Annotated in this window: 23 protein-coding genes; 16 read left to right on the top strand and 7 right to left on the bottom strand. The window is 65.5% G+C overall.

What is annotated here, in order from left to right; genetic code table 11:
- Nucleotides 1-32 precede the first annotated feature (32 nt).
- The 6 genes from AC16HO_RS12040 to AC16HO_RS12015 all read left to right on the top strand — a co-directional run bounded on the left by AC16HO_RS12040 (nucleotide 33) and on the right by AC16HO_RS12015 (nucleotide 4234).
- Nucleotides 33-623, top strand: coding sequence for a DUF4124 domain-containing protein (locus tag AC16HO_RS12040; protein ID WP_395643128.1), 591 nt, complete (start codon nucleotides 33-35; stop codon nucleotides 621-623).
- Nucleotides 624-692: 69 nt separating this feature from the next.
- Nucleotides 693-1451 carry a hypothetical protein gene (locus AC16HO_RS12035; protein ID WP_395643127.1) on the top strand — a complete coding sequence of 253 codons (759 nt, stop codon included), beginning with the start codon at nucleotides 693-695 and terminating at the stop codon, nucleotides 1449-1451.
- On the top strand, nucleotides 1448-1840 hold the full coding sequence (locus tag AC16HO_RS12030; RefSeq protein WP_395643126.1) for a VOC family protein: 393 nt from the start codon (nucleotides 1448-1450) through the stop codon (nucleotides 1838-1840). The genes AC16HO_RS12035 and AC16HO_RS12030 overlap by 4 nt, the downstream gene beginning before the upstream one ends.
- Before the next feature lie 135 nt (nucleotides 1841-1975).
- Nucleotides 1976-2518, top strand: a complete 543-nt coding sequence (locus AC16HO_RS12025; protein ID WP_395643125.1) for a peroxiredoxin — start codon at nucleotides 1976-1978, stop codon at nucleotides 2516-2518.
- A gap of 48 nt (nucleotides 2519-2566) precedes the next feature.
- The gene (locus AC16HO_RS12020; protein ID WP_395643124.1) at nucleotides 2567-3118 is read left to right on the top strand and encodes a DNA-deoxyinosine glycosylase; all 552 of its coding nucleotides are present in this window, start codon (nucleotides 2567-2569) and stop codon (nucleotides 3116-3118) included.
- A gap of 90 nt (nucleotides 3119-3208) precedes the next feature.
- Complete coding sequence (locus AC16HO_RS12015) at nucleotides 3209-4234, top strand: YncE family protein (protein WP_395643123.1); 1026 nt, start codon at nucleotides 3209-3211, stop codon at nucleotides 4232-4234.
- Nucleotides 4235-4308: 74 nt separating this feature from the next.
- On the opposite strand, the gene AC16HO_RS12010 is transcribed toward AC16HO_RS12015, so the two are convergent.
- Together AC16HO_RS12010 and AC16HO_RS12005 are read right to left on the bottom strand one after the other, a co-directional pair.
- Nucleotides 4309-5508: a DUF1501 domain-containing protein gene (locus tag AC16HO_RS12010; protein ID WP_395643122.1), complete on the bottom strand. Its 1200-nt coding sequence runs from the start codon at nucleotides 5506-5508 to the stop codon at nucleotides 4309-4311.
- A gap of 64 nt (nucleotides 5509-5572) precedes the next feature.
- Nucleotides 5573-7096, bottom strand: coding sequence for a DUF1800 domain-containing protein (locus AC16HO_RS12005; RefSeq protein WP_395643121.1), 1524 nt, complete (start codon nucleotides 7094-7096; stop codon nucleotides 5573-5575).
- A gap of 183 nt (nucleotides 7097-7279) precedes the next feature.
- Here AC16HO_RS12005 and AC16HO_RS12000 point away from each other — a divergent pair, with 183 nt between their 5' ends.
- The 4 genes from AC16HO_RS12000 (at nucleotide 7280) to lpdA (ending at nucleotide 13417) form a co-directional block, all read left to right on the top strand.
- The gene (locus AC16HO_RS12000) at nucleotides 7280-7876 is read left to right on the top strand and encodes a hypothetical protein (protein WP_395643120.1); all 597 of its coding nucleotides are present in this window, start codon (nucleotides 7280-7282) and stop codon (nucleotides 7874-7876) included.
- Nucleotides 7877-7987: 111 nt separating this feature from the next.
- On the top strand, nucleotides 7988-9742 hold the full coding sequence (locus AC16HO_RS11995; RefSeq protein WP_395643119.1) for an alkaline phosphatase family protein: 1755 nt from the start codon (nucleotides 7988-7990) through the stop codon (nucleotides 9740-9742).
- Nucleotides 9743-9957: 215 nt separating this feature from the next.
- Nucleotides 9958-11631, top strand: a complete 1674-nt coding sequence (gene aceF, locus AC16HO_RS11990; protein ID WP_395643118.1) for a dihydrolipoyllysine-residue acetyltransferase — start codon at nucleotides 9958-9960, stop codon at nucleotides 11629-11631.
- A 16-nt stretch (nucleotides 11632-11647) separates the two neighbouring features.
- Nucleotides 11648-13417 (top strand): dihydrolipoyl dehydrogenase, encoded by a 1770-nt coding sequence (gene lpdA / locus AC16HO_RS11985; protein WP_395643117.1) that lies wholly within the window; start codon nucleotides 11648-11650, stop codon nucleotides 13415-13417.
- 102 nt (nucleotides 13418-13519) lie between these two features.
- Here lpdA and AC16HO_RS11980 read toward each other — a convergent pair whose 3' ends face one another.
- Nucleotides 13520-13951: a winged helix-turn-helix transcriptional regulator gene (locus AC16HO_RS11980; RefSeq protein ID WP_395643116.1), complete on the bottom strand. Its 432-nt coding sequence runs from the start codon at nucleotides 13949-13951 to the stop codon at nucleotides 13520-13522.
- Nucleotides 13952-13965: 14 nt separating this feature from the next.
- Between AC16HO_RS11980 and AC16HO_RS11975 the strand changes: the two genes are divergently transcribed.
- Together AC16HO_RS11975 and AC16HO_RS11970 are read left to right on the top strand one after the other, a co-directional pair.
- On the top strand, nucleotides 13966-14442 hold the full coding sequence (locus AC16HO_RS11975; RefSeq protein ID WP_395643115.1) for a cytochrome P460 family protein: 477 nt from the start codon (nucleotides 13966-13968) through the stop codon (nucleotides 14440-14442).
- Between the two features lie 8 nt (nucleotides 14443-14450).
- Entirely contained in the window at nucleotides 14451-14924 is a 474-nt protein-coding gene (locus AC16HO_RS11970; protein WP_395643114.1) for a redoxin family protein, read from the top strand.
- 164 nt (nucleotides 14925-15088) lie between these two features.
- Here AC16HO_RS11970 and AC16HO_RS11965 read toward each other — a convergent pair whose 3' ends face one another.
- Entirely contained in the window at nucleotides 15089-15445 is a 357-nt protein-coding gene (locus AC16HO_RS11965; protein ID WP_395643113.1) for an antibiotic biosynthesis monooxygenase family protein, read from the bottom strand.
- Nucleotides 15446-15583: 138 nt separating this feature from the next.
- Between AC16HO_RS11965 and AC16HO_RS11960 the strand changes: the two genes are divergently transcribed.
- The 3 genes from AC16HO_RS11960 to AC16HO_RS11950 all read left to right on the top strand — a co-directional run bounded on the left by AC16HO_RS11960 (nucleotide 15584) and on the right by AC16HO_RS11950 (nucleotide 20284).
- The gene (locus AC16HO_RS11960) at nucleotides 15584-16456 is read left to right on the top strand and encodes an SDR family oxidoreductase (RefSeq protein WP_395643112.1); all 873 of its coding nucleotides are present in this window, start codon (nucleotides 15584-15586) and stop codon (nucleotides 16454-16456) included.
- A gap of 245 nt (nucleotides 16457-16701) precedes the next feature.
- Nucleotides 16702-18924 carry an alpha/beta hydrolase gene (locus AC16HO_RS11955; RefSeq protein ID WP_395643111.1) on the top strand — a complete coding sequence of 741 codons (2223 nt, stop codon included), beginning with the start codon at nucleotides 16702-16704 and terminating at the stop codon, nucleotides 18922-18924.
- A 28-nt stretch (nucleotides 18925-18952) separates the two neighbouring features.
- On the top strand, nucleotides 18953-20284 hold the full coding sequence (locus AC16HO_RS11950; protein WP_395643110.1) for an OmpP1/FadL family transporter: 1332 nt from the start codon (nucleotides 18953-18955) through the stop codon (nucleotides 20282-20284).
- A 62-nt stretch (nucleotides 20285-20346) separates the two neighbouring features.
- On the opposite strand, the gene AC16HO_RS11945 is transcribed toward AC16HO_RS11950, so the two are convergent.
- The 3 genes from AC16HO_RS11945 to AC16HO_RS11935 form a co-directional block, all read right to left on the bottom strand.
- Entirely contained in the window at nucleotides 20347-20847 is a 501-nt protein-coding gene (locus AC16HO_RS11945) for an Mpo1 family 2-hydroxy fatty acid dioxygenase (RefSeq protein WP_395643109.1), read from the bottom strand.
- 94 nt (nucleotides 20848-20941) lie between these two features.
- Nucleotides 20942-21817: a DNA-3-methyladenine glycosylase family protein gene (locus tag AC16HO_RS11940; protein ID WP_395643108.1), complete on the bottom strand. Its 876-nt coding sequence runs from the start codon at nucleotides 21815-21817 to the stop codon at nucleotides 20942-20944.
- Between the two features lie 55 nt (nucleotides 21818-21872).
- Complete coding sequence (locus AC16HO_RS11935; protein WP_395643107.1) at nucleotides 21873-22655, bottom strand: SDR family oxidoreductase; 783 nt, start codon at nucleotides 22653-22655, stop codon at nucleotides 21873-21875.
- An 87-nt stretch (nucleotides 22656-22742) separates the two neighbouring features.
- Here AC16HO_RS11935 and AC16HO_RS11930 point away from each other — a divergent pair, with 87 nt between their 5' ends.
- Nucleotides 22743-22973 (top strand): hypothetical protein, encoded by a 231-nt coding sequence (locus tag AC16HO_RS11930; protein ID WP_395643106.1) that lies wholly within the window; start codon nucleotides 22743-22745, stop codon nucleotides 22971-22973.
- Nucleotides 22974-23221: the final 248 nt, after the last annotated feature.

Genomic DNA, 23221 nt, shown 5'->3' with positions numbered 1-23221 from the left:
ACCATGGGTAACGACGATATGGAGGTTACGCCATGCTCGATCTCGAACGCACACCTCGGCCGTTGCGCTGGTACGAATGGCTGGCCGTGCTCCTGCTCGCAGGCTACGCCACCGGTGCGCGCGCCGAAGTCTACCGCTGCACCGACGCGCGCGGCGCGGTGACGTTTCAGGATCGACCTTGCGTCGTGGCTGCCGCGCAAACCCGGGTCGTGCTTGCACCCGCGCCGGCGTACACCGCATCACCCCAATATGCGACCAAGCGCGAGACGACCACGCGCCAGGTCCCGCGCGCCGCTCATGCGCATACCGCTTCACGCAGCGGCGAGTCTGCGGGAGCGGCGTCGTACGAATGCCGTACCGGCGATGGCCAGGTGTTCTATCGCCACAGCGCCTGCCCGCGCTCGGTCGCGGCGGTCGAACAGGGGCCGTCGGCGCATCTTGGCCACGGTGCCCGAACGAAGGGCGCAGCGGCGAAGTCGGTCGCGGTGACTTCGACGCGTATCGCGCGCGCGGACGCGTGCTATGAAATGCGACGCGCAGGGGCACCCGGACGCAGCGGCCGCGGTCACGACCAGGACGTATCGACGTACGACAAGAACCTCGGTCGCGATCCCTGTCGATAGGCGCCCGGTTTGTCGGCAAGCGCTGCAGTCGGGTATCGTTGCGATATGGTTTCCGCAACGAGGTGGGTCATGTCGCAACGGCTTTCCGCCATCATCGTCCTCGCCAGTGCGCTCGCGCTTGCCGCATGTTCGTCGAGTTCGAATGCACCACCAGCTCCCGCGCCGGACGCCGTTGCGGTCGCCAAAGCCAACGCCGCGGCGCAGGCCGAGAAAAGCCTCAAGCTCTACGAGCAGATGCGCGCGACCGGCAGCCTCGATATCGCAGCCCAGGTCGGCGCCGAGGCCGTGGCGAAATACCCCGACAGCGCCGCCGCGGCGAAGATCAGGGAAACCCTCGGCGAGGTGACGGCCAAGGCGAAGGAGGAAGGCGAAGCGCGCCGTCTCGCCCGGCTGTGGGCGTACACGGTGACCTCGGTGAAGGGCGGCACGCAGTACGCCGGCTCGATCGAAAACGAGCCGCCGCTGGCGCCACCGGGCCTGAGCGGCAAGGATGCCAAGCATGTGCATCTGATCCTGCGCCAGCATCCCGAGTGGGGGCAGACCGTGTACCTGATCCTCGACAACGAGAAGTTCAACTGCAAGTCGGGATGCAAAACCTTGTCGATCAGCTTCGACGGCGAGCCGGCCAAGCCGTGGAAGGCGACGATTCCGCCGACCGGCGAGCCGGCGCTGTTCATCGACGACGACAAGGCGTTCATCGCGCGCGTGCTGAAGACGAAGAAGGTCGCGATCGAAGTGAATCTCGTTGGCGACGGCCGGAAGACGCTCGTGTTCGAAACCGGCGGACTCGACATGTCGCATTTGCCGAACACGACCAAGAAGAAATGACGACGAGGAAAATCGGCGCCGTCAGCCTCGTCGTGCGCGACTACGACGAAGCGATCGCGTGGTATGCACGCTGTCTGGATTTCGTCGTGCTCGCCGATACCGATCTCGGCGGGGGCAAGCGCTGGGTGCTCGTCGCGCCCGCGCGCGAGGCGGCGACGCCGTTGCTGCTCGCGCAGGCTGCAACGCCGGAGCAGGCCGCGTGCATCGGCGGGCAGACCGGCGGCCGCGTATTCCTGTTCCTGCACACCGACGACTTCGCCCGCGATCGTTCGCGCATGCTCGCCCAAGGAGTGAATTTCCTCGAGGCGCCGCGGCACGAGGCATACGGCATGGTCGCGGTGTTCGAGGACTTGTACGGCAACAAGTGGGATTTGCTGCAGGTGAAGTGAGGCTCGCATGCTGCGCGGTGCCACCCCGACCGTCGAAGACTGTCTGGCCGGGCTGAAGCCCGCAGTCGTGAAATCCGCACGCAAGAAATCGCCACACGTTCCGGTCTACGACTCACTAAGCCACGGAGAAATGCCATGAAAACCGCTCTTCGCCTCATTGCCGCGTTCGCCGCAACAGCCATTGCGTTCCAGGTTTACGCGCAGGGCGCAGCGCCCGCGGTCGGTACCGCGGCGCCCGCGTTCAAGCTGCAGGACCAGAAGGGTGACTGGCGCACGCTGGACCAGTACAAGGGCAAGTGGGTCGTGCTCTACTTCTATCCAAAGGACGACACGCCGGGCTGCACCACCGAGGTATGCACGTTCCGCGACGACGTGCTCAAGCTGCGCAAGGCCGGCGCCGAAGTGCTCGGCGTGAGTCTCGACGACATCAAGTCGCATGCGGCGTTCGCAGAGAAATACCATGTACCGTTTCCGCTGCTGTCCGATAACACCCAGGCAACGGCCAAGGCCTACGGCGTGCTCACTTTCAGCGAGAAGATGAAGATCAGCTACGCCAAGCGCGAAACCTTCCTCATCGATCCGGCCGGCAAGGTCGTCAAGCACTACGTCGGCGTCGATCCGAAGGAAAACTCCGGCCAGGTGCTTGCCGATCTCGCCGCGCTCAAAAACGGCGCCTGAGCGCCACCGCCGCCGGGCGCGGGATGCGGAGACCCCCCAGGTTGCGGCATGGCACATTCGTGTATGTCGCGTCGCGCGCTGCACCACGTCGCCAGCTTCCCGCCGCAGGTCGGCGCGGACTGCCGTGTACTCGTGCTCGGCACGGTGCCGTCGCTGCGTTCGCTGGAACTGCGCCAGTCCTATGCTCATGCGCACAACCTGTTCTGGGCGTTCATGGGCGAGTTGTTCGACGCAGGCCGCGAACGGCCTTATGCAGAACGCATCGCGCGCCTGCACGCGCGCGGCATCGGCATCTGGGATGTGTACCGGCAGGTCGAGCGGCCGGGCAGCCTCGACAGCAGCATCGTCAAGGCGAGCGAGGTGCCGAACGCGATCCCGCGACTGCTCGCGCGACAGCCGACGATCCGCGCGATCGCGCTCAACGGCGGCAAGGCCGCCGAAGGCTTCCGCCGCCACATCGAACCGGAATTGAAGCCGTCATGGCGCGAACGCCTCGATGTGCTCGCGCTGCCATCGACGAGCCCGGCGAACGCGTCGGTCCCGCGCGCGGCGAAGTTCGCGCAATGGAGCGTGCTGCTGCGCTACGCGAAGGGCGTTTAGGGAAAATCCGACCCGCACCGGGCGACCATGGTGGCCACCCGTTCCGGTGCCTGGAGTCATTGCAGGCGCCTGTTTCGTACCGTTGCCTGCGTGACAGGCTTGCTTGCGCCGAGCCTCGCCGCGCACGCGGCACCCTCGGCGCCGGTCGTCGCGCCGGCGTATGCGGTCGTCGCGCGCTACGCGATCGGTGGTCCGGGCGGATGGGACTATCTGCTTGCCGACGCGGTGTCCGGCCACCTGTTCGTCAGCCGCTCCGACCGCGTGCTCGTGGTCAACATGGCCGATGGCTCGCTCGCCGCGACGATCGCGGGTACCGGCGGCGTGCACGGCATCGCACTTGCGCGCGAAATCGGTCGCGGCTGCACGAGCAACGGCCGCGTGGACGATGTCACCGTATTCGACCTTGTGACGCTCAAGCGCGCGGGCACGATTGCGGTCGGCGGCCACAACCCGGATGCGATCCTGTACGACAAGGCGAGCAAGCGCCTCTTCACGTTCAACGGGCGCAGCAAGGACGTGAGCGTGATCGATCCACTGGCGGGAAAAATGCTCGCCACGATCCCCGCCGGCGGCAAGCCCGAGTGTGCGGTGGCGGACGACAAGGGCAACATCTTCTTCAACATCGAGGACACGGGCGAGCTTGCACGGATCGACGCGCGCGCCGCGAAACTGATGGCAAGATGGAAGTTCGAGGATTGCGAGGATCCTTACGGCCTTGCTTTCGATCAAGTACGCCATCGGCTGTTCTCGGTCTGCCAGAACGGCAAGATGGCGGTGACCGACAGCAGCAGCGGAAAAACGGTTGCACGCGTGGCGATCGGCAAGGGTCCCGACGCCGCGGCCTACGATGCGCAGCGCGGCCTCGTGTTCAGTTGCAACGACGACGATGGCACGCTGACCGTAGTCAAACAGGTCGACGCCGATCACTATACGGTCGCGCAGAACCTCGCCACGCAACGCAGCGCGCGCACGCTCGCGCTCGATCCGCAAAGTCATCGCATCTACCTCGTCGCGACGAAATTCGGGCCGAAACCCGAACCGACCAGCCAGCAACCGCATCCGCGCGCACCGGTACTCGACGGCAGTATCGAGATACTCGTTGTCGACGGCAGATGATTCGTCGAAATCGACGCGGCATGTTCACGTACGGCGAACACCCCGGCGTCGGCGGCAGCCGCGCGTGACGCGACTCACACCAGCTTGAGATCGGTGGCCCGGGCGTCGGGAAACACCTGCGCCAACTGCGTCGGCGACAGGCCCCACATGCGCACATACATGCCCGCGAGCAGGCTGCGATAGTTGTTGAGCACCGGATAGTCGCGGTTCTGCAACAAGGTGGACTGCTGCACCTTGACCTGCTCGCCGGCGATGCGGCCGCCGTCGATGCTGCCGCCCAGTACCCAGTAGACCGAACCGTGGCCGTGGTCGGTGCCGTGGTTGCCGTTCTCGCGGAAGGTGCGGCCGAATTCGGAGACGACGACGACCACCGTGTTCTTCCACTCCGGCCCGAGTTCCTGCGCGAACACCTTGAGTCCATCGCCGAGGTTGGCAAGATTGTTCGCGAGCTGGCCCTTGTCGTTGCCTTCGTTGACATGCGTGTCCCAGCCGCCGACGTCGACGAAGCCGAGTCGGTATTGGTCGCGCATCATCTTCGCTATGCGCTGCGCCTCGAGCGAGAACCCCCGCGCGCTGACCGCGCCGCGGTTGGCCTGGTTCATTTCGGTTTCGAACTCCTTGGCGACATGCGCGCGCAATTCGAGTCCGTCGTTGACCGCGCCCTGCAGGCGATTGCCCTGATACATCGAAGTGAGGATTGCGGTCTGCCGATCATCGTAGGCCGGCCTGCCGACGTACTTGAGCGAGATGTTCGGGATGTCGCTGGCGCCACGGAAGGTCAGTGGCAGCGCGTCGGTGAATGCGATCGGCGGCACCTTGCTGGTCAAGGTGCTGGACAGGCGCGCCATGAATCCCGAGTTGAAATCGCCATGCGCCTGCGTCGGCTCGCCGCGTTCGATGTTGTCCTGCGTCTCGAAGTGGCTGCGGGAAAGATCGTCGGTACCGGCGAACGGCACGAAGGCGACCTGCTTGTTCCCGTACATCTCGCCGATCGAATTGCGCAACCCGGCCGGCAACGCCCAGTCGCTGTCCAGTGCCAGCGTGCCGCTGTCGGACTTCGGATCAGGTCGGGGCACGGCGATGTTCGGTCGCGACTGGTAGTAGAAGTCGCTTGAATACGGCACCAGCAGGTTCGCGCAGTCGTAGCCGCCGCGCAGGAACACGAGCAGGAAGCGCGGCGAAGACGGCGGCGCGGCGAACACGCGCCCGGCCGTGGTCAGCATCGGCAGCGCGGAAGCGCTGGCGGCGAGTTGGAGAAAATGGCGACGTCTCATGGCATGTGCTCCTGAATTCGTTCGGTGGTTCCCGCATGCTTCGGACGGGAATTGCGAGCAACAGCTAACGGGAATTGAATTCCGGCGACGCGAGCAGGAATGCGTTCCATTCCTGCTGCGAGGCCGACTTGTCGAGCGCAGCGAGAGTCGTCTTCGACAGGTACGGTTGAATGCCGTCGTAATACAGCTTTGACGACAGCTGCGGAAAGCCCGTGTCGACGCTCTTCGTGCCGTCGGCGGCGTCGAACAGGCCGGCATTGCCGTTGCCGATGACGCGGGCGATCTCGAAGCGACGGCTCATCTGCCCGGAGCTCGCCCACGCGTCCCCGGTCAGCGCGTAGCCGTCGGGCGTGGAGTGGCCGAACAGCGCCTCGCCCTGGTTGTTGAGCCAGGTGACGACCGGGTGCATGTTGGTGATCGTCTTGCCGTCGTAGGCGAGGCGCACGCTCGAGACGACGTAGTGCATCGGATCCTTGAACTTGCCGCCGAGCGAGGCGGTGAATTCGTCGGATTCGAACATCGTGCGCAATACCTGGGCGATGTCGCCGTCGCTGCGCTGGAACGTGTGCGCCATCTTCTCGACGAGCTTCGGCGGCGGATCGTCGGCGACGAAGTAGGTGGCGAGTTCGCGCGAGATGAACTGCGCGCAGGCCGGCTGCCTGACGAGCAGGTCGACCGCACGTTCGATCTCGTCGAAGCCTCCGCCCTTGATCTTCTGCCCGAGCAGCACGCGATCACCGAAGTCGTGGCGTTCGGGATTGAACGTGAACAGGCCTTCGCGCACGACATAGCGGCGCAACGCCGGGCGCACCTTCGGATCGTCGTGGTTGGTGTCGATGCCGACGCCGGTGAGGATCTTGGCGAGTTCCTGCACGTCGCCTTGCGTGTAGCCGGCGTTGACGCCGAGCATATGCAGTTCCATCAGTTCGCGCGCGTAGTTCTCGTTGATCCGGTTCTTGCCGTTCTGCGCGTTGTCGAGGTACTGCAGCATCGCCGGCGATTTCAGCGTGGCCATGACGAGGTCACGGAAATGGCCGAGCGCGTAAGGGCGGATGGCCTGGTCGGCGTAGTCGCCGGCAAGGAATTTCACGTAGCCTTTCTGCGCAAACACATTGAAGTGGTTGAGCCAGAACCAGACGAGCTGCTCCTTGAGCTGGTCGGGCGAGTAGATCGCGCGCAGCAGCTCACGGCGCGTCGCCTCGTAGGCCAGCTTGTTGCCCATGTCGTTGCGATCCTTGCGCGCCGCCTTCCTCATGTCCTCGTCCCCAAGCGCCTTGATGCGCTTCTGTTCGGCGACCTCGTCGACGACCAGCTTGGCGGCGGAGTTGTGGGCGATGTCGAGGCCGTCGATCTGTGCCTGCACGGCTGCCGGCAGCGTGTCGTCGCGGCCGGCAAGCTGCTCGTCGAGAAAGCGCTGGCGGCCGAGCTCGCGAAAGCGCGCCACGGTGGCGCTGTCGAGCCCGAAGGTGATGCGGTCGAGCCAGAGTGCGTCGTCGCGACTCAGCGTTGCGGGGCCGTTGGCCGCCTGTGCTGCGCCCGTACCCGCGGCGAGCAGCACGGCGATGTACAGGATTCGTGAGCGGATCATGGGGGTTCGTGGATGTGGGATCGGTACCCCCTCTCAACGGACGAGGTGCCAATCGGATGACAGCGTTCGCCCCGCGTGCGTCGTTTGGCTGCGCTTCATGCTCGGTGTCAACGCGGCGCAACCAGCTTCGTTGTTGCGGTTCGTGCGCAAATCCCGCGCTCGTACAACCGAGGGAGAATTCACATGCAACGCACCATGATCGCAACGACCATCGCCGCCCTGCTGCTCTCGTTCGGCGCGCACGCGCAGAACGCAGGCACTGAAACCGCGCGCGACACGGACCAGCAGAAGCGCATCGAGCAGGGCCTGAAGTCGGGCCAGCTTTCGACCAGGGAAGCGGCCAGCCTGGAAAACCAGGAGCGCCGCGTCGACGCCACCGAAGCGCGCGACATGCGTAACGGCAAGCTCAGTGCCGGCGAAAAAGCGCAGATCCAGCGCGAGCAGAATCACGTCAGTGCCGACATCTACAAGGACAATCACAACGCAGTGAAGGGCAACCCGAACTCCGCTTCCTCGCAGCGCATGCAAGCCGACGTGCAACGCAACGTCAACCAGGACGCGCGCATCCATCAAGGCGTGCGTTCCGGCCAGCTGACCAACAAGGAGGCCGGCTCGCTCGAACGCGGGCAGGCGCATGTCGATCGCGCCGAAGCGCATGCGGGAGCCAACGGTCGCGTCGGCGCAGGCGAACAGGCACGCATCCAGGGCAAGGAAAACCACCAGAGCGCGCGAATCTACAACAAGAAGCACAACGACAAGGTGCGTCCGACGACGCCGTAAGCGCGCACGGCCCTTCCCGTTCCGGCACGTTCCGGGGCGGGAGGCGGTTTCGTCAAACCGTCACATTGCTGTCGATAATCGTCGTGGATCCACACTCCGGAATCCACGAGGATGATGCCGCACCTTGCCCACGCCCCGCTTGGCGCCGCCTTGTGCGGCATTCTCGCTGCCTGTGCCGCGCCCATTCGGCCCGCTGGATCCGTGCATGCGATCGACGTCGCAGGGATCCGGCATCCCGACGGCGAGACGCCGGCCTGGTGGTTCCGCGCCGGTGCCGCCGCGGCAGCCGCGAATCGCGCCGGTCTGGGCGCTGCGCAATCGAAGGCGAAGAACGTCAGCGCTTCGCCACAGGCGAGAAATGTCATAGTGTTCCTCGGCGACGGGATGAGTGCGGCGACGATCGCCGCGGCGCGCATCCTCGAAGGCCAGCGCAAGGGTCAATCGGGTGAGGAGAATCGCCTGAGCTTCGAGACGTTCCCCTATACCGCGCTGTTGCGCACCTACACGACCGATTTCCAGACGCCCGATTCGGCGGGCACGATGACCGCGATCATGACCGGCATCAAGACGCGCTCGGGTGTGATCGGCGTCAACCAGATCGGCAGGCGCGGCGATTGCAAGGGCGCGCAGGGCAACGAGGCAGTGACCGCACTCGAACTCGCCGCGCGCACCGGCATGGCCACCGGTGCGGTGACGACCACGCGCATCACCCACGCGGCGCCGGCCGCGACCTACGGCCACCTGCCCGAACGCGACTGGGAATACGACATGGCCATGCCCGACGAGGCGCGCGCGCAAGGCTGCGTCGACTTCGCGCGCCAGCTCGTCGAGTTTCCGTTCGGCGGCGGCCTCGACGTGGCGCTCGGCGGCGGCCGCACCGAGTTCATGCCCGCGCCGCAGCCCGATCCGCAGTACGACGGCTTGATCGGCAAGCGCCTCGACAAGCGCGACCTGATCCGCGAATGGCAGGCCAGGCCCGGCGCGGCCTATGTCTGGAATGCCGAGCAGCTCGCGAATGTCGATCCGGCGAAGACGAAGCATCTGCTCGGCCTGTTCAATCCCGAGCACATGCAGTACGAGTACGAGCGCACACTCGAACGGCCGGTCAAGGAGCCGAGCCTGGCCGAAATGACGCGTGCGGCGATCGCGGTGCTGAAACACAACCCGAATGGTTTCTTCCTGATGGTGGAGGGTGGGCGCATCGACCACGGCCATCATGCCGGCAATGCGTACCGTGCGCTGACCGAGACGATCGCGTTCTCGGATGCGATTCGCGCGGCGGTGGAACTGGTCAATGCCGACGACACCCTGATCCTCGTCACCGCCGACCATTCGCACACGATGACGTTTGCCGGCTACGCCAATCGCGGCAACCCGATCCTCGGCAAGCTGCGTGGATCGAGCGGCGAAGGTGCGCCATCGAAGGAACTGGCACGTGACGCGATCGGCCGCTCGTTCACCACGCTCGGCTACGCCAACGGTCCAGGCTACGCCGGCGAAAGTGACCACGAGGCCGAAGGTGCGAAGAAATATCCGCACAATGCGACCGCGTTCTTCGCGGCATCGAGAGGCCGCCCCGATCTCGACGAGATCGACACGGAGGCGCCTGACTACATGCAGGAATCGGTCGTGCCGCTCGGTTCGGAAACGCACAGCGGCGACGACGTCGCCGTATTCGCGCGCGGCCCCGGCGCGGCCGCGGTGCATGGCTCTCTCGAGCAAAACGTGCTGTTTCACTTGATAGCCCAGGCGAACGAGCCGATCCGCAGGCAGCTCTGCGCATTCGGCAGCTGCAACGCCGACGGCGTGCCGGTGGACGAGCCGGCATACAAGAAGCTGCACGAGGCGCCTGCCGTGCCGCGTTGAGTTCCGGATTGCGCTCGTCTGCACCTCATGCCCGGCGTGGCGCCCGTGCTGCCGCGCGCATGCCTGCTGCGGGCGCGGGGAAGATTGTTGCCCGCGCCTCGTGCAAATTTCCTCGTTCGCATTATCATGACGGAGCGGCCGCGGCCGCGTTTTCGTCATTTTGTCGTGACCGGTGCAGTGCCCTCGGCGGCGCACGTGCCGATTGAGGAGGGAGCATGGCCGAAATCGTAGCAGCCAAGGTGCCGGATATCGGCGATTACAGCAACGTGCCGGTCATCGAGATCCTGGTCAAGCCGGGCGACACCGTAACCAAGGACCAGGGCCTGATCACCCTCGAATCGGACAAGGCGACGATGGAGGTGCCGTCGTCGGTTGCCGGAGTGATCAAGGAAATCAAGGTCAAGATCGGCGACGAGATTTCCGAGGGCCACGTCGTCGCATTGATCGAAAGCGGCGAAACCGCTGCGCCGGCCCCGGCCCCGGCCGCGGCGAAAGCTGCCGCGCCGGCCCCCGTGGCGAAAGCCGAGGCCGCCGCGCCAACTCCCGCCCCGGCTGCATCAACGGGCGGCGGCCTGCAGGAAGCGAAGGTGCCCGACATCGGCGACTACAGCGGCGTGCCGGTCATCGAGGTGCTGGTCAAGGTTGGCGACACGGTGACGAAGGACCAGGGCCTCGTCACCCTCGAATCGGACAAGGCGACGATGGAAGTGCCTTCGTCTGTCGCCGGGGTGGTCAGGGAACTCAAAGTCAAGCTCGGCGACGAGATCTCCGAAGGCCATATCGTCGCGTTGATCGAGGCGGCGGGCGCGGCGCCGGTTTTCGCGCCGGCTTCCGCTGCGGCGAAGGTTGCGGCGCCCGCACCATCCGCGCCCGCGCCGGCTCCCGTGCCGGTTGCGGCGGCGGTGGTCGCGACCGGCAGCCCGGCGTCGCCGCCGATCAACTTCGGCGCCGACACGGTGATGCCGGACAAGGTGCCGTATGCGAGTCCGTCCGTGCGCGTGTTCGCGCGCGAGCTCGGTGTCGACCTCGCCCAGGTCAAGGGCAGCGAGCGCAAAGGCCGCATTTCGAAGGAAGACGTGCAGAAGTACGTCAAGGGCGTGCTCTCCGGCGCAAGCGCAGCGCCGAAAGCTGCGGCGGGCGGTGGCGCGGGCCTCGACCTGCTGCCGTGGCCGAAAGTCGACTTCGCCAAGTTCGGCGAGATCGAAACGAAACCACTGTCGCGCATCCAGAAGATCTCCGGCGCCAACCTTGCGCGCAACTGGGTGCTGATCCCGCACGTCACCCACAACGACGATGCCGACATCACCGAGCTCGAAGCGCTGCGCGTGTCGCTCAACAAGGAATACGAAAAGGCCGGGGTCAAGTTCACCATGCTCGCCTTCCTGATCAAGGCGATGGTCGCCGCGCTGAAGAAATTTCCGACCTTCAACGCCTCGCTCGATGCGAGCGGCGAGAATCTCGTGTTGAAGAAGTACTACAACATCGGCTTTGCCGCCGACACGCCGAACGGGCTCGTCGTGCCGGTGCTCAAGGACGCCGACAAGAAGGGTATTGTCGAAATCGGCAAGGAAATGTCGGCGCTCGCCGCCAAGGCGCGCGATGGCAAGCTCGGCCCCGCGGAAATGTCCGGCGGCTGCATCTCGATCTCCTCGCTCGGCGGCATCGGCGGCACCTCGTTCACGCCGATCGTCAACGCGCCCGAGGTCGCCATCCTCGGCGTGACCAAGTCGGCGACGAAGCCGGTCTGGGACGGCAAGGCCTTCCAGCCGCGCCTGATCCTGCCGTTGTCGTTGAGCTACGACCACCGCGTGATCGACGGCGCGCTCGCCGCGCGCTTCACCGCCTACCTTGGCCAACTCTTGGCCGACATGCGTCGCGCGATGCTCTGATCGAGGACTCGAAACAATGGCAACCACCGAAGTCAAAGTCCCGGATATCGGCGACTACAGCAACGTTCCCGTCATCGAAATCCTGGTCAAGCCGGGCGACACGGTGACGAAGGACCAGGGCCTCGTCACGCTCGAATCGGACAAGGCGACGATGGAAGTTCCATCGTCGGTCGCGGGCGTCGTCAAGGAAATCAAGGTCAAGCTCGGCGACGAGATTTCCGAAGGACACATAGTCGCGATTCTCGAAACGGAAGGCGCGGGCGCCAGCGCAGCGCCGGCGAAGGCCGAGACGCCGAAAGCCGCGCCTACTCCGGCGCCCGCCGCCGCTGCTCCCGCGCCGGCACCAAAGGCCGCGGGCGCATCGGGCCGCAAGGCCGATATCGAATGCCAGGTCGTCGTGCTCGGCTCGGGTCCGGGCGGCTACACGGCCGCATTCCGCAGCGCCGATCTCGGCATGAACACCGTGCTGATCGAGCGCTACGCGACGCTCGGCGGCGTCTGCCTCAACGTCGGCTGCATTCCGTCGAAGGCGCTGCTGCACGCGGCCAAGGTGATCGACGAGGCCAGCCATGCGAGTGACATCGGCATCGAGTTCGGCGCGCCGAAAATCGACATCGACAAGCTGCGCGGTTTCAAGAACAAGGTTGTCACGCAACTGACTGGCGGCCTCGCCGGCATGGCCAAGCAGCGCAAGGTGACCGTGGTGCAGGGCGTCGGCAAATTCGTTTCGCCGCACGAGATCGAAGTCGAAGGCAAGGACGGCAAGAAGCTCGTGCACTTCGAGAAGTGCATCATCGCCGCCGGCTCGCAGGCGGTGAAGCTGCCGGGCTTCCCGTGGGAAGACCCGCGCATGATGGATTCGACCGACGCGCTGCTGCTGCAGGATGTGCCGAAGAAACTCCTCGTCGTCGGCGGCGGCATCATCGGCCTTGAAATGGCCTGCGTCTACGATGCGCTCGGCGCCCAGGTCACCGTGGTCGAGCTGATGGATCAATTGATGCCGGGTGCCGACCCCGATCTGGTCAAGCCGCTCGCGGCACGTTTGTCGAAGCGCTATGTCGGCATTCATTTGAAAGTGAAGGTCGCGAAGATCGAGGCGACCAAGGAAGGCCTCAAGGCGACCTTCGAAGGCGAGAAGGCGCCCGAGCCGCAGATCTACGATCGCGTGCTCGTCGCGATCGGCCGCGCGCCGAACGGCAAGAAGATCGATGCCGACAAAGCCGGCGTCGCGGTCACCGATCGCGGCTTCATCCCGGTCGACAAGCAGATGCGCACCAACGTGCCGCACATCTTCGCGATCGGCGATCTCGTCGGCCAGCCGATGCTCGCGCACAAGGCGACGCACGAAGGCAAGGTCGCAGCCGAAGTCTGCGCGGGACAGAAGAGCGAGTTCGTCGCGCGCGTGATCCCGAGCGTCGCCTATACCGATCCCGAAGTCGCCTGGGTCGGCGTCACCGAAGGCGAAGCGAAGGCGAAAGGCATCAAGTACGGCGTCGGCAAGTTCCCCTGGGCGGCCTCGGGCCGCGCGATCGGTATCGCGCGCACTGAAGGATTCACCAAGCTGATCTTCGATGAAGCCACGCACAAGATCATCGGCGCCGGCATCGTCGGCGTGAACGCGGGCGATCTGATTTGCGAACTGGGCCTTGCGATCGAGATGGGCTGCGAAGCCGCGGACATCGGCCTGACCGTGCATCCGCATCCCACGCTCGGCGAGTCGATCGGCATGGCCGCGGAGGTCTACGAAGGCACGATCACGGATTTGTACATTCCGAAGAAGAAGTAACGCGCCGACGCCTGCCACGCCGTGAGCGGGCGTCGTTGTAGCGGAGGGTGCGGAAGCGTGGCGCCCGATCAACGCAGCCAATGCCCCCGCTTCGCTGCGGTTTCACGCGCGTTCGCTCTGCTCGGTGCGCGTCGAATCCAGCGATGCAATGCGATCCAGTATGTCGGTGAAACGCAGACCGAAATCGGTCAGGCGATATTCGACGCGCGGCGGTACCTCGGCATAGCTGTATTTGGCGAGAATTTCATAGCGCACAAGTTTGCGCAGCCGCTCGTTGAGCACCTTGGTGCGGATACCGCCGATGACACGTTCCATCTCACCAGGCCGAACAACGCCACGTCGCGCGCAGTCGATCACGGCCAGGCTCCACTTGCAGCCAAGCACATCCTCGATCATCCGCGAAACCGAGGCGTGAGCGGAACGTTCCAAAGGCGGCTCCAAAACTAACCGAAAAGTGCTCACCCCACCAAAAGGTGCGTACTTTTCATCGAGATGAGTGGGCGGTAGCTTGGCATCGGCGATCCCGCCTGACAATCGTGGAGAGAGCGATGAAACGCTGGTTGATCGGTACTGCGCTGCTGAGTTTGACCGCTCCGGCGCTGGCGGGCGAACGGGATGTTTCCTACCCGGAAGGCTATCGCGATTGGCACCACGTAAAGAGCATGGTGATCCAGGAAGGCCATCCGCTGTTCGCAGCCTTCGGCGGCATCCACCACATCTACGCCAACAAAACGGCTTTGGAAGGCTATCGGTCCGGCAAATTCCCCGATGGCGCGGTCATCGTATTCGACCTGTTCGACGCACAATCCGTCGATCATGCGATCGTGGAAGGGACGCGCAAGGTGGTCGGCGTCATGCACAAGGATGCAAGGCGATACGCTGCGACGGGCGGCTGGGGCTTTGAGGGTTTCGGCGGCGGCGATCGCAACCAGCGCGCCGTCGGCGACAAGGCCGCGACCGCCTGTTTCGCTTGCCATGCGCCGCAGAAGGATCACGACTACGTCTACAGTGCGTTGCGCAAGTGAAGGTTTCCATGCACGACCATCCTGTCGCTCCCGCTTGGCAGATCAACCAATGGTTCAACACCCAGGCACCATTGGATCTGGCGAACCTGCGCGGCCGGGTGGTCGTGATGCATGCGTTTCAGATGCTTTGCCCGGGTTGCGTGCTGCACGCGGTGCCTCAGGCTGAGCGCATCCATCGGCAGTTCGCCGAGGAAGGCGTAACCGTGATCGGCATCCACACGGTGTTCGAACATCACGCCGCGATGCAACCGGTTTCGCTGCAGGCGTTTCTGCGTGAATTCGGCGTCACTCATCCGGTCGGCATCGACGCCTCGCTACCGGGACAACGCGTTCCGGCAACGATGCAAACTTATGCGATGCAGGGCACGCCCACGCTGATCCTGATCGATCGCATCGGGTGCATTCGCTTGTGCCACTTCGGTCGTATGGACGATCTTGCCCTCGGCGCCGAAGTGATGCGGTTGCTCTGCGAAAGCGGCTAAGGCAGCGACCTGCGGTTGCGGGTCGAATCCGACCATGGCGCAGGCGTCGAGCTTGCCGTGTCGAGCGGGTCGCTTAACACGACGATGTGGATGCGCGTACAACTGCGGAAGCTTCCTGAACGACGAAGTGCGAGTATCGATCTGCGGATGATTTCAACCGGCAGCTACGCAATCGGTTTGACCGACCCTTGCTTTTCATCCGGCATTTCACTCGGCGGGATTTGTCCCGCCACCTCGTAATGCCGCACCAGCGGCTCCATCTGCAGCAGGTACTGCTCGTCCTCGGGGTAGTAGACGGCTTTCTCGGGGTTCTCGCCGGCGAATTTGTGCACGGCGCCCATCGAGTCCCAGAGTGAGATCAGCATGAACTCGCAGTGTTCGCCCTGGACACGGCGCAGCACGGTGACCCCGCGGTTGCCGGGTACCTTGGCGTAGTCGGCAAGGCCGGTGCGATCGAGATAAGCGAGGTAGTCGTCGGCCTTTTCCCTGAGCGTGATTCCGCGCCAGATGCGAGCGATCATGTCTGACTCCGCGGCGTAGCTTTTTGAAGGTGCGCAGCATAGCGCAAGCGGCATTGCGACTTGCGAAATTTGCATTGCGCCGCACCGGCACCCGCGCCCGGCATTAGACTTCGCCGATTGCGATCGTGGAGCCCGGATTTGCCTTCCTTTCTCGTTCTCGGCGCGAGCGGCATGATCGGCGACTTTCTGTTGCCGCTGCTCGCCGCGCGCAACGAACGCGTTTTCGCGCTCAGCCGCGAGCAGCGCGCGAACGCGGGTGCGGCGACGACCATCGAGTGGCTGCGCGGCGACCTCTGTGCCGCGATGCCGGTGTTGCCGCAGGCCGATGTCGTCCTCAGCCTGGGTCCGCTGGATGCATTCGCGGCCTGGTTCGTGCGCGCCGCGCCCGCGCGGGTGGACCGGGTCGTGGCGATAAGTTCGATGAGTGCCGAAAGCAAGCGTGATTCCGTCGATATCGCCGAGCGCGAATTGAGCGAACGCCTGCGCACTGCGGAGGCACGGTTGCTGCAGGCCGCGCGCGGACGTGGCATCGGCTGCACGATCCTGCGGCCGACTCTGATCTATGGCACAGGCCGCGACCGCAGCCTCGCCCCGATCGCGCGGTTCGCGCGGCGCTGGCGCGTATTGCCGGTGCCGTGCGGAGCGAGCGGTTTGCGCCAGCCGGTGCACGCCGCCGATCTCGCCGTGGCATGCCTTGCGGTGCTCGACAGCAATTCCACTTCCGGAAAAACCTACCCGGTCGGCGGCGCTGAGCGCCTGCGTTTCGATGCGATGCTCGCGCGCATCGCGGCCGGGCCGCCGCGTTTGGCATGGCCACTGCCGCTGCCGTTGCCGCTCGTGCGCGCCTGCACGCGCTTGCTGCGTGCCCGCGTCGGCGCCGGTGCGCTCGCGCGCCTGACCGAGCCGCTGGTGGCGGACAACACAACGGCGACGCGCGACTTCGGCTATGCGCCGCGCGCGTTCCGCGCACAGGATGTGCTCGGCTACGCGGATTCGCCGGGCGCCGATTGACGGCGCGCAGGCCAAGGCGGAAGATCGTGCTCGACATGGGGAGCAATGCATGGCCGCTACGCAGCCGATGGGTGTGTCTGTCGGAACCTTGGTCCATCGACATTCGCTGGCGCCGCCACGGCACGCGGACGTGGTGCTGCGATGCAGCGGGCCGAGCCGGCGAGTTGTCGGCATAATCCTCAAAACAAGCGTTTGAATTTGTCGTCACTTACCCCAGCATGCCGCCTTGTGCGGAGGAGAAAACCATGCGCAGATTTGCTCTTCGCCCCCTGATTCTGCCGTCCCTGCTGCTGACGGCGCTTGCCGGCCAGAGTGCGCAAGCGTACGACTACACCGCACCGGTGCCGTTGCGCACGACGGCAAAATTCGACCCGACCACGAGCACGGTGCCGTTCCCGACCGACCTGCTGCGTCAGGGCTCGAAGGATCTCACCCTGAACATTCCGATCGCGACCGGCACCCCGGCCGCGCAGGCTGCGGTATACAACGCACTCAATGCGCTTGATGGCTTCAGCACGACCGCGCCGTGGAGCACGACGTTTGCCGGCCCATTGACCGCGAGCAGTGTCTCCGGCGGCAGCGGCAAGAGCGTGCATCTTTACGAGGTGAAGACGGATTCGAAAACTGGCGCCGTTCTCGCCGTCGTGCGCGAGCTCGCCTCGCCGCAGGAATACGTGGCCACGCTGGCATCGAATGCGGCTACCGGTGCGACGCTCGCGATCGTGCCGACCAAGCCACTCAAGCAGCTGACTTCGTACATGGCCGTGCTGACCAACGGCATCACCGACGCCGGCGGCACGCCGGTGCGCCAGTCGCTGATCTACGGCTTCGCCAAGCGCACCAGCCCGCTGTGCTCGGGCGGCGTGTCGACGTTGCCGGCGCTGGGCGACGCGCAAGCCTGCGCGCTCGAACCGCTGCGCCAGTTGACCAACCTGCAGGAAGCCGCGGCAAAGACGGCCGGCGTCGATCCGGCCAGCATCGTGCTGTCGTGGACGGCGACAACGCAGGCGACCACGGTGGTGATGCAGGCCCTCACCGGCAAGATCGACGCAGTACCGAATCAGAGTCCGTTCCTCGTCTCGACCGGCATCAACCTGTCCAACGTCAACAGTGCCCTGCCGCCGGTGGCCGATGTCTATGCCGGTTCGTTGAGCGTTCCCTACTATCTCGGCGCTCCGACGGCGGCGAACCCCATCGCCCCGTTGACCGCCTATTGGCAGGCCAGCCCGGGTGCCTACGTGCCGCCGTTCGACAAGCTGGGCCTGGATCCGACCTCGACCAACGTTACCGTGGCCAATCCGTTTCCGGTCGCGGGGTCGGTACAGCGCGTAGCGCTTCTGGCTACCATCCCCAACGTGAACTCCGGCCAGACGAAGCCGGCAGCGGGTTGGCCCGTCGTCATCTTCCAGCATGGCATTACCGGTGATCGCACCAACATGCTTGCCGCCGCCGGCGCGCTCGCTGCGGCGGGATTCGCGGTGATCGCGATGGACCTGCCGTTGCACGGCATCACCGACAAGACCAATCCGTTCTACCGGAACCAGCTGCTCGGCCTGATCCCTGACGATGTGCTGCCGACCGAGCGCACGTTCGACCTCGATTTGCAGAACAACTCGACCGGCGCCAGCGGACCTGACGGCAACATCGATTCCTCCGGCAGCTATTTCATCAATCTGACCAGCCTGCGCACCTCGCGCGACAATCTGCGCCAGGGCGTGTCCGACATGCTGCAACTGCGCAGCGCCATTCCGTCGGTGCGCGACAACAACGGCACGCCGGTGTTCGATGCCTCGCGCGTGGCTTTCATGGGTCAGTCGCTCGGCAGTATCGAAGGCACCACGTTCATGGCGCTCGCGGCGACGCCGAACACGGCGGTGCAGAATGCCGTGCTCAACGTGCCGGGCGGCGGCATCACCAACCTGCTCGTCGCCTCGCCGACGTTCGGCCCGGTCATCATTGCCGGTCTCGGCGCGGCGGGAATCAAGCCGGGCACGGCGGACTTCAACACCTTCGTCGTCGCCACGCAGTCCGTGATCGATTCGGGCGATCCGATCAACTATGCGGGCGACGCCGGCACCGGCGCGGTGCTGGCGACCAAGAACCTGCTCGCGCAGGCCGTCGTCGGCGGCAGCCCGCAGCTGCCGGGCGATGCGCTCAACGCGAAATACTACGACGCCAATGGCAAATGGCTGCCCGATCAGGTGATCCCGAATACGGTTCCTGGCGCGCCGTTGTCGGGCGGCTTGCCGATCATCTCGGCGCTGGGTTTGACCCGGATCAGCTCGACCACGCAGTCGGCGACCGGCATCCACAACTCGGTGCAGTTCGTCAGCGGCACGCATTCCTCGCTGCTCGATCCTTCGCCGTCGCCACAGACCACGGTGGAAATGCAGACCCAGGCAGCAAGCTTCTTCGCGAGCGGCGGTACGGTCGTGCAGATTTCGAACAGTGCGGTCGTGAAGCCATAAACCCGGAACCTCCAAGGACCATCTCGCCATGATCAAGAACAAACAACCGCAGCGAATCGTTCCGGCCCTGACCGCGCTGGGCTTCGCCGTCGCCGCCAGCCTGATCAGCCAGGGGGCGCACGCCAGTGCGTTCCAGCTCACCGAAAACTCCGCGCAAGGCCTCGCCCGTGCGCAGGCCGGGGGACCAGCCACGCCGGGCGACTGCGCCGCCGTGGCCAACAATCCGGCCGCGATGAGCGATTTCAGCGTGCAGTGCATTTCCGGCACGCTCGCGGCGATCAATTTCAGCGCCAAATTCCACGGCAGCGGCCAAGATGCTTTCGGCAACCCGCTCACCGGCGGCAACGGCGGCGATGGCGGCACGACCAAGCCGGTGCCCGCGGGTTACTATATCCGCCCGATCAACGAACAGCTTGTGCTCGGGGTCGGTCTGTCGGCGCCGTTCGGCTTCCAGACCGAGTACGACGATCGCTGGGTCGGTCGTTACCAGGGCGTGAAAACCAAGCTCGAGTCGCCGGCGCTGACCTTCGCCGGATCGTGGAAGCTCAACGACCAATTCTCGGTCGGCGCGAGCCTGATCGTGCAGCGCACGTCCGCGACCCTGGTACAGGACATCGATTTCGGCGCCGTGCTCGCCGGCCCGACCGGCGGCGCGATCCTGCCGCAGGAAGGCGACGGCCAGGGCGGCCTCAAGGGCGACGACATCAGCTACGGCTTCGGCCTCGGCGCGTTGTGGAAGCCGACCGCGAACGATCGCCTCGGCATCAACTTCCACTCACAGATCGACCATACGCTCGAGGGCGACGGTACGTTCAAGGTGCCGTCGAACCTGCTGCCGTTGCTCGGCGGCGCGTTCGTCAACACGCCGGGCAAGGCCGATCTGAGCACGCCGTGGTTCGTCAATCTCGGTTGGTGGCACACGTTCGACGAACGCTTCAGCTTTGGCGTCAATGCGAGCTACACGCACTGGTCGAGCTTCAAGGACCTGACGATCACCTACGCCAACCCGAAGCAGCCGTCCTCGTTCGAGGATTTCAGCTACAAGAACACCTGGTTCACCTCGATCGGCGGCGACTACAAGCTCGATGAGCGCTGGACCGTGCGCGGCGGCATCGCCTACGACCAGACGCCGACGAGCGACGCCACGCGCGATCCGAAGGTGCCGGACAACTCGCGCACCTGGCTGTCGATCGGTGCCGGCTACCAGTACAGCAGCAACCTGCGCATCGATGCCTCGTTCACCCACCTGTTCGTCAACGACGCGAAGATCAACGACACTTCGGTGTTCAAGAGCACGCTGAACGGTGCGTTCAAGGTGACCGGCAACATTCTCTCGGTCGGCGGCCAGTACACGTTCTGACGCGCGTCAAGCGCGCGCGGAAATCCGAAGGCCGGCGTTTTCGCCGGCCTTCTTCTGTCTCCTCAGTAGCTGAAACCCATGCGCCGCATCAGCTTGGCAGCGATCCACGCGGGGCCGATCAGCAGATAGGCGAGATCGGTCAGGAACGAAGGCTTGCGGCCTTCGATCTTGTGGCCGATGAACTGGCCGATCCAGGCGACGACGAACACCGCGACTGCCAGCCACAGCAACTGCGACGCACCTAGTGCGCGGTACAGCAGCTCGGTGACGAGACCGAACACGACGAACACGGCGAGCATGGCGAACGCGAGCGGGCGCGACAGACGCAGGTAGAACGCGAACGCGAGCACCATCGCTGCGCCAGCCCAGAGCCCGGCGCGGCCCAACATCGCCGGCACGGGCACGACCCAGAGCAGCGCGATCACGGTCCACAGGATCGTCGGTACGCAGATCCAGTGGATCGTGATATTGGTCGGATTGCGGTGATCCTCGCTGTAGTTGCCCAGCCAACGGTCGACTTCGCGGCGCGCATCGCCGGCCGGATTCAAGCTTGTGTCATTCATCGCGGTATCCTTGCGCAGACTACGCCGTCGCGAGCATAGCGCGCGCGACCGGTGGCGCAAGGGCCCGCGCAGCAGCGCGGGGAGGGCAAACCGGTCAGCCCATCGTCGATCGCCAAAGATGCAGAACGGCGTAGGCGCGATACGGGCGCCAGCGCTGCGACAGCTCCTCGAGCGCGCGCGCCGTGAACGGGCGCGCATCACCCGCCACCGCCTTGCGCAGCACGATGTCGCCCGCCGGAAACGCATCGGCATGGGCGAGGCCGCGCATCGCAAGATAGTGCGCCGTCCACTCGCCGATGCCGGGCAGCGCGGTCCACAGGCGCACGAACTCGGCGAGCCTGCGCTCGGCGCGGAAGTCGACGCGGCCATCGCGTACCGCTGCCGCGATCGCGTGTAGCGTTGCGATGCGCGCGCCGGTGATGCCCAGTCCGCCCAGGTCGGCGTCGGCGAGCGTGGCCGGCGTCGGGAACAGGCGTACTTTTCCGCCTTGTGCCGTCGTCACCTCGGCGCCGAAACGGCGCACGACCCGCTCGGTCAGAGTGCGCGCGGCGGCGACCGTGACCTGCTGGCCGAGCACCGCGCGGATCGCGATCTCGAAACCGTCCCAACCCCCGGGCAGGCGCTGGCCCGGGTGCCTGGCGATGCATGCCTTGAGGTGCCGACGCCGACCCAGGTGCGCGTTGACTGCGTCGATGTCCGCGTCGAGATCGAACATGCGGCGCACGCGCGCGACGATATCGGGGTGGTGCGCGGCATCGGCACCATCGATGCGCAGGTCGAGGGCGTGACCGCGTTTCGCCTGCGTGACGGTGAACTCGCCGGTCGTGTCGCCGAGGACGAAGATGCGGCGGTAGCCAGCGTCGTCCACGCACTCGACGCCGGGAATCGCGCGCCGGGCGAAGAAGCCGAGCAGGTTGGCGAAGTCGTGTGGCGGTTGGTATTCGAGGCGGATGGCTTCGATGGTTCGCAAAGTCGGCGTGCGGGAAAAACCATCCCCACCCAACCCTCCCCTCGAAGGAGAGGGCTTAGAAGCCATAGCGCAGGAAGCCGCCGTCGACGGCGATGCACTCGCCGGTGATGTACGCGGCCGCGGGCAGGCAGAGGAAGGCGATCGCCGCGGCGACCTCTTCGGGTTCGCCGACGCGGCCCATCGGCGTGCGTTCGAGTACCTCCTCGAGGTACTCCTCGTTGGCAAGCTTGACCGCGGTGCGCTGGGTGCGGACATACCACGGCGCGACGGCGTTGACGCGGATGCCGTCCTCGGCCCATTCGCAGGCCAGGTTTTTCGTCAGTTGCGCGAGTGCGGCCTTGGTCATGCCGTAGGGCGAGCCGGTGCGCACGTGGGTCAGGCCCGACACCGAGCTGACGTTGACGATCGCCGCGTTGCCGTGTTCGGCGAGCTGCGGGTGGGCGAGACGGCACATCTCGAACGCGCTCATCACGTTGAGTTCGATCAAGTCGCGCACTTCGCCTTCGGCGTAGTCAAGCGTCGGTTTGCTCGCGTTGCCGCCGGCGTTGTTGACCAGGATCGACAGCGGCAGTTCGAGGTCGGCGACCCAGTCGAATACCTCGCGCCGCTGTTCGGCATCGGCGACGTCGGCGGCGAAGGCGACGATGTCGCTGTCGGGAAACTCCTCTGCCAACTCGGCGCGTACCGCTTCCAGATGTGCCTCGTCGCGCGCGACCATGAGCACGTCGGCGCCGAGCAGGGCGAGTTCGCGCGCGGTGGCGAGGCCGATACCTCGGCTCGCGCCGGTGACCAGCGCGACCTGTCCATCGAGTCGCCAGCGTGCCGCAGTTGTCGTCATGGTCGGGATCTCCGCAAGGCGCGACCGCCCGCCTGTACATGCAGGGCTCCGCGGCGCAAACTTTAGCCGCACCGTCCGGAGTTCGCCATGCGCATCGCCAGGTTATCGATCCTCGTCCTCGCCACGCTCTCCGTTTCTTGCGCGCGCAGCACGCCGCCACCCGCACCCGCGCCCGCCGAGCCGGCGAAGCCGGAAGAGCGGCAAAAGACCGTAATTGATGCCCAGCTCAAGGCCATCGACAAGGCGAAGGCGGTGCAGGACACGGTCGACCAGCAAAAAAAGGACATGGACAAGAAACTGGAAGACGCGGGCGGCTGACGCGGCAGCGGCGCGTTTCGTCACGCCCGGGCCGTTCTTGCCCGTCGTTCCCGCGCGGAAACCTGGCGCAGTGCCGCACTCCCGCCCGGCACCCCGGCGCAAGTGGAATCCCGGAGGCCTCGGCATTTTCGCGGCGCGGGCAAAAAAGCTTCCATTCGCCTTTCAGGCGGGCGGAAGCGGTTGCGCTTGAGATCGTCCCGCGCACCGGATGCGCGCGGGAAAGCGAATGGATGCGGCAGGAAGAGCCT

It is taken from the genome of Rudaea sp. (assembly GCF_057139185.1).
Note: the sequence above shows the minus strand (reverse complement) of the source record. Positions and strands in the feature narration are given on the sequence as shown.

Coding starts and splice junctions, on each gene's coding strand:
- AC16HO_RS12040 (WP_395643128.1), top strand. CDS start 33: ATGCTCGATCTCGAACGCACACCTCGGCCGTTGCGCTGGTACGAATGG.
- AC16HO_RS12030 (WP_395643126.1), top strand. CDS start 1,448: ATGACGACGAGGAAAATCGGCGCCGTCAGCCTCGTCGTGCGCGACTAC.
- AC16HO_RS11935 (WP_395643107.1), bottom strand. CDS start 22,655: ATGACGACAACTGCGGCACGCTGGCGACTCGATGGACAGGTCGCGCTG.
- aceF (WP_395643118.1), top strand. CDS start 9,958: ATGGCCGAAATCGTAGCAGCCAAGGTGCCGGATATCGGCGATTACAGC.
- AC16HO_RS11970 (WP_395643114.1), top strand. CDS start 14,451: ATGCACGACCATCCTGTCGCTCCCGCTTGGCAGATCAACCAATGGTTC.
- AC16HO_RS12005 (WP_395643121.1), bottom strand. CDS start 7,096: ATGATCCGCTCACGAATCCTGTACATCGCCGTGCTGCTCGCCGCGGGT.
- AC16HO_RS12010 (WP_395643122.1), bottom strand. CDS start 5,508: ATGAGACGTCGCCATTTTCTCCAACTCGCCGCCAGCGCTTCCGCGCTG.
- lpdA (WP_395643117.1), top strand. CDS start 11,648: ATGGCAACCACCGAAGTCAAAGTCCCGGATATCGGCGACTACAGCAAC.
- AC16HO_RS11995 (WP_395643119.1), top strand. CDS start 7,988: ATGATGCCGCACCTTGCCCACGCCCCGCTTGGCGCCGCCTTGTGCGGC.
- AC16HO_RS11955 (WP_395643111.1), top strand. CDS start 16,702: ATGCGCAGATTTGCTCTTCGCCCCCTGATTCTGCCGTCCCTGCTGCTG.
- AC16HO_RS12025 (WP_395643125.1), top strand. CDS start 1,976: ATGAAAACCGCTCTTCGCCTCATTGCCGCGTTCGCCGCAACAGCCATT.
- AC16HO_RS11945 (WP_395643109.1), bottom strand. CDS start 20,847: ATGAATGACACAAGCTTGAATCCGGCCGGCGATGCGCGCCGCGAAGTC.
- AC16HO_RS12020 (WP_395643124.1), top strand. CDS start 2,567: ATGGCACATTCGTGTATGTCGCGTCGCGCGCTGCACCACGTCGCCAGC.
- AC16HO_RS11965 (WP_395643113.1), bottom strand. CDS start 15,445: ATGATCGCTCGCATCTGGCGCGGAATCACGCTCAGGGAAAAGGCCGAC.
- AC16HO_RS12035 (WP_395643127.1), top strand. CDS start 693: ATGTCGCAACGGCTTTCCGCCATCATCGTCCTCGCCAGTGCGCTCGCG.
- AC16HO_RS12000 (WP_395643120.1), top strand. CDS start 7,280: ATGCAACGCACCATGATCGCAACGACCATCGCCGCCCTGCTGCTCTCG.
- AC16HO_RS11975 (WP_395643115.1), top strand. CDS start 13,966: ATGAAACGCTGGTTGATCGGTACTGCGCTGCTGAGTTTGACCGCTCCG.
- AC16HO_RS11930 (WP_395643106.1), top strand. CDS start 22,743: ATGCGCATCGCCAGGTTATCGATCCTCGTCCTCGCCACGCTCTCCGTT.
- AC16HO_RS11950 (WP_395643110.1), top strand. CDS start 18,953: ATGATCAAGAACAAACAACCGCAGCGAATCGTTCCGGCCCTGACCGCG.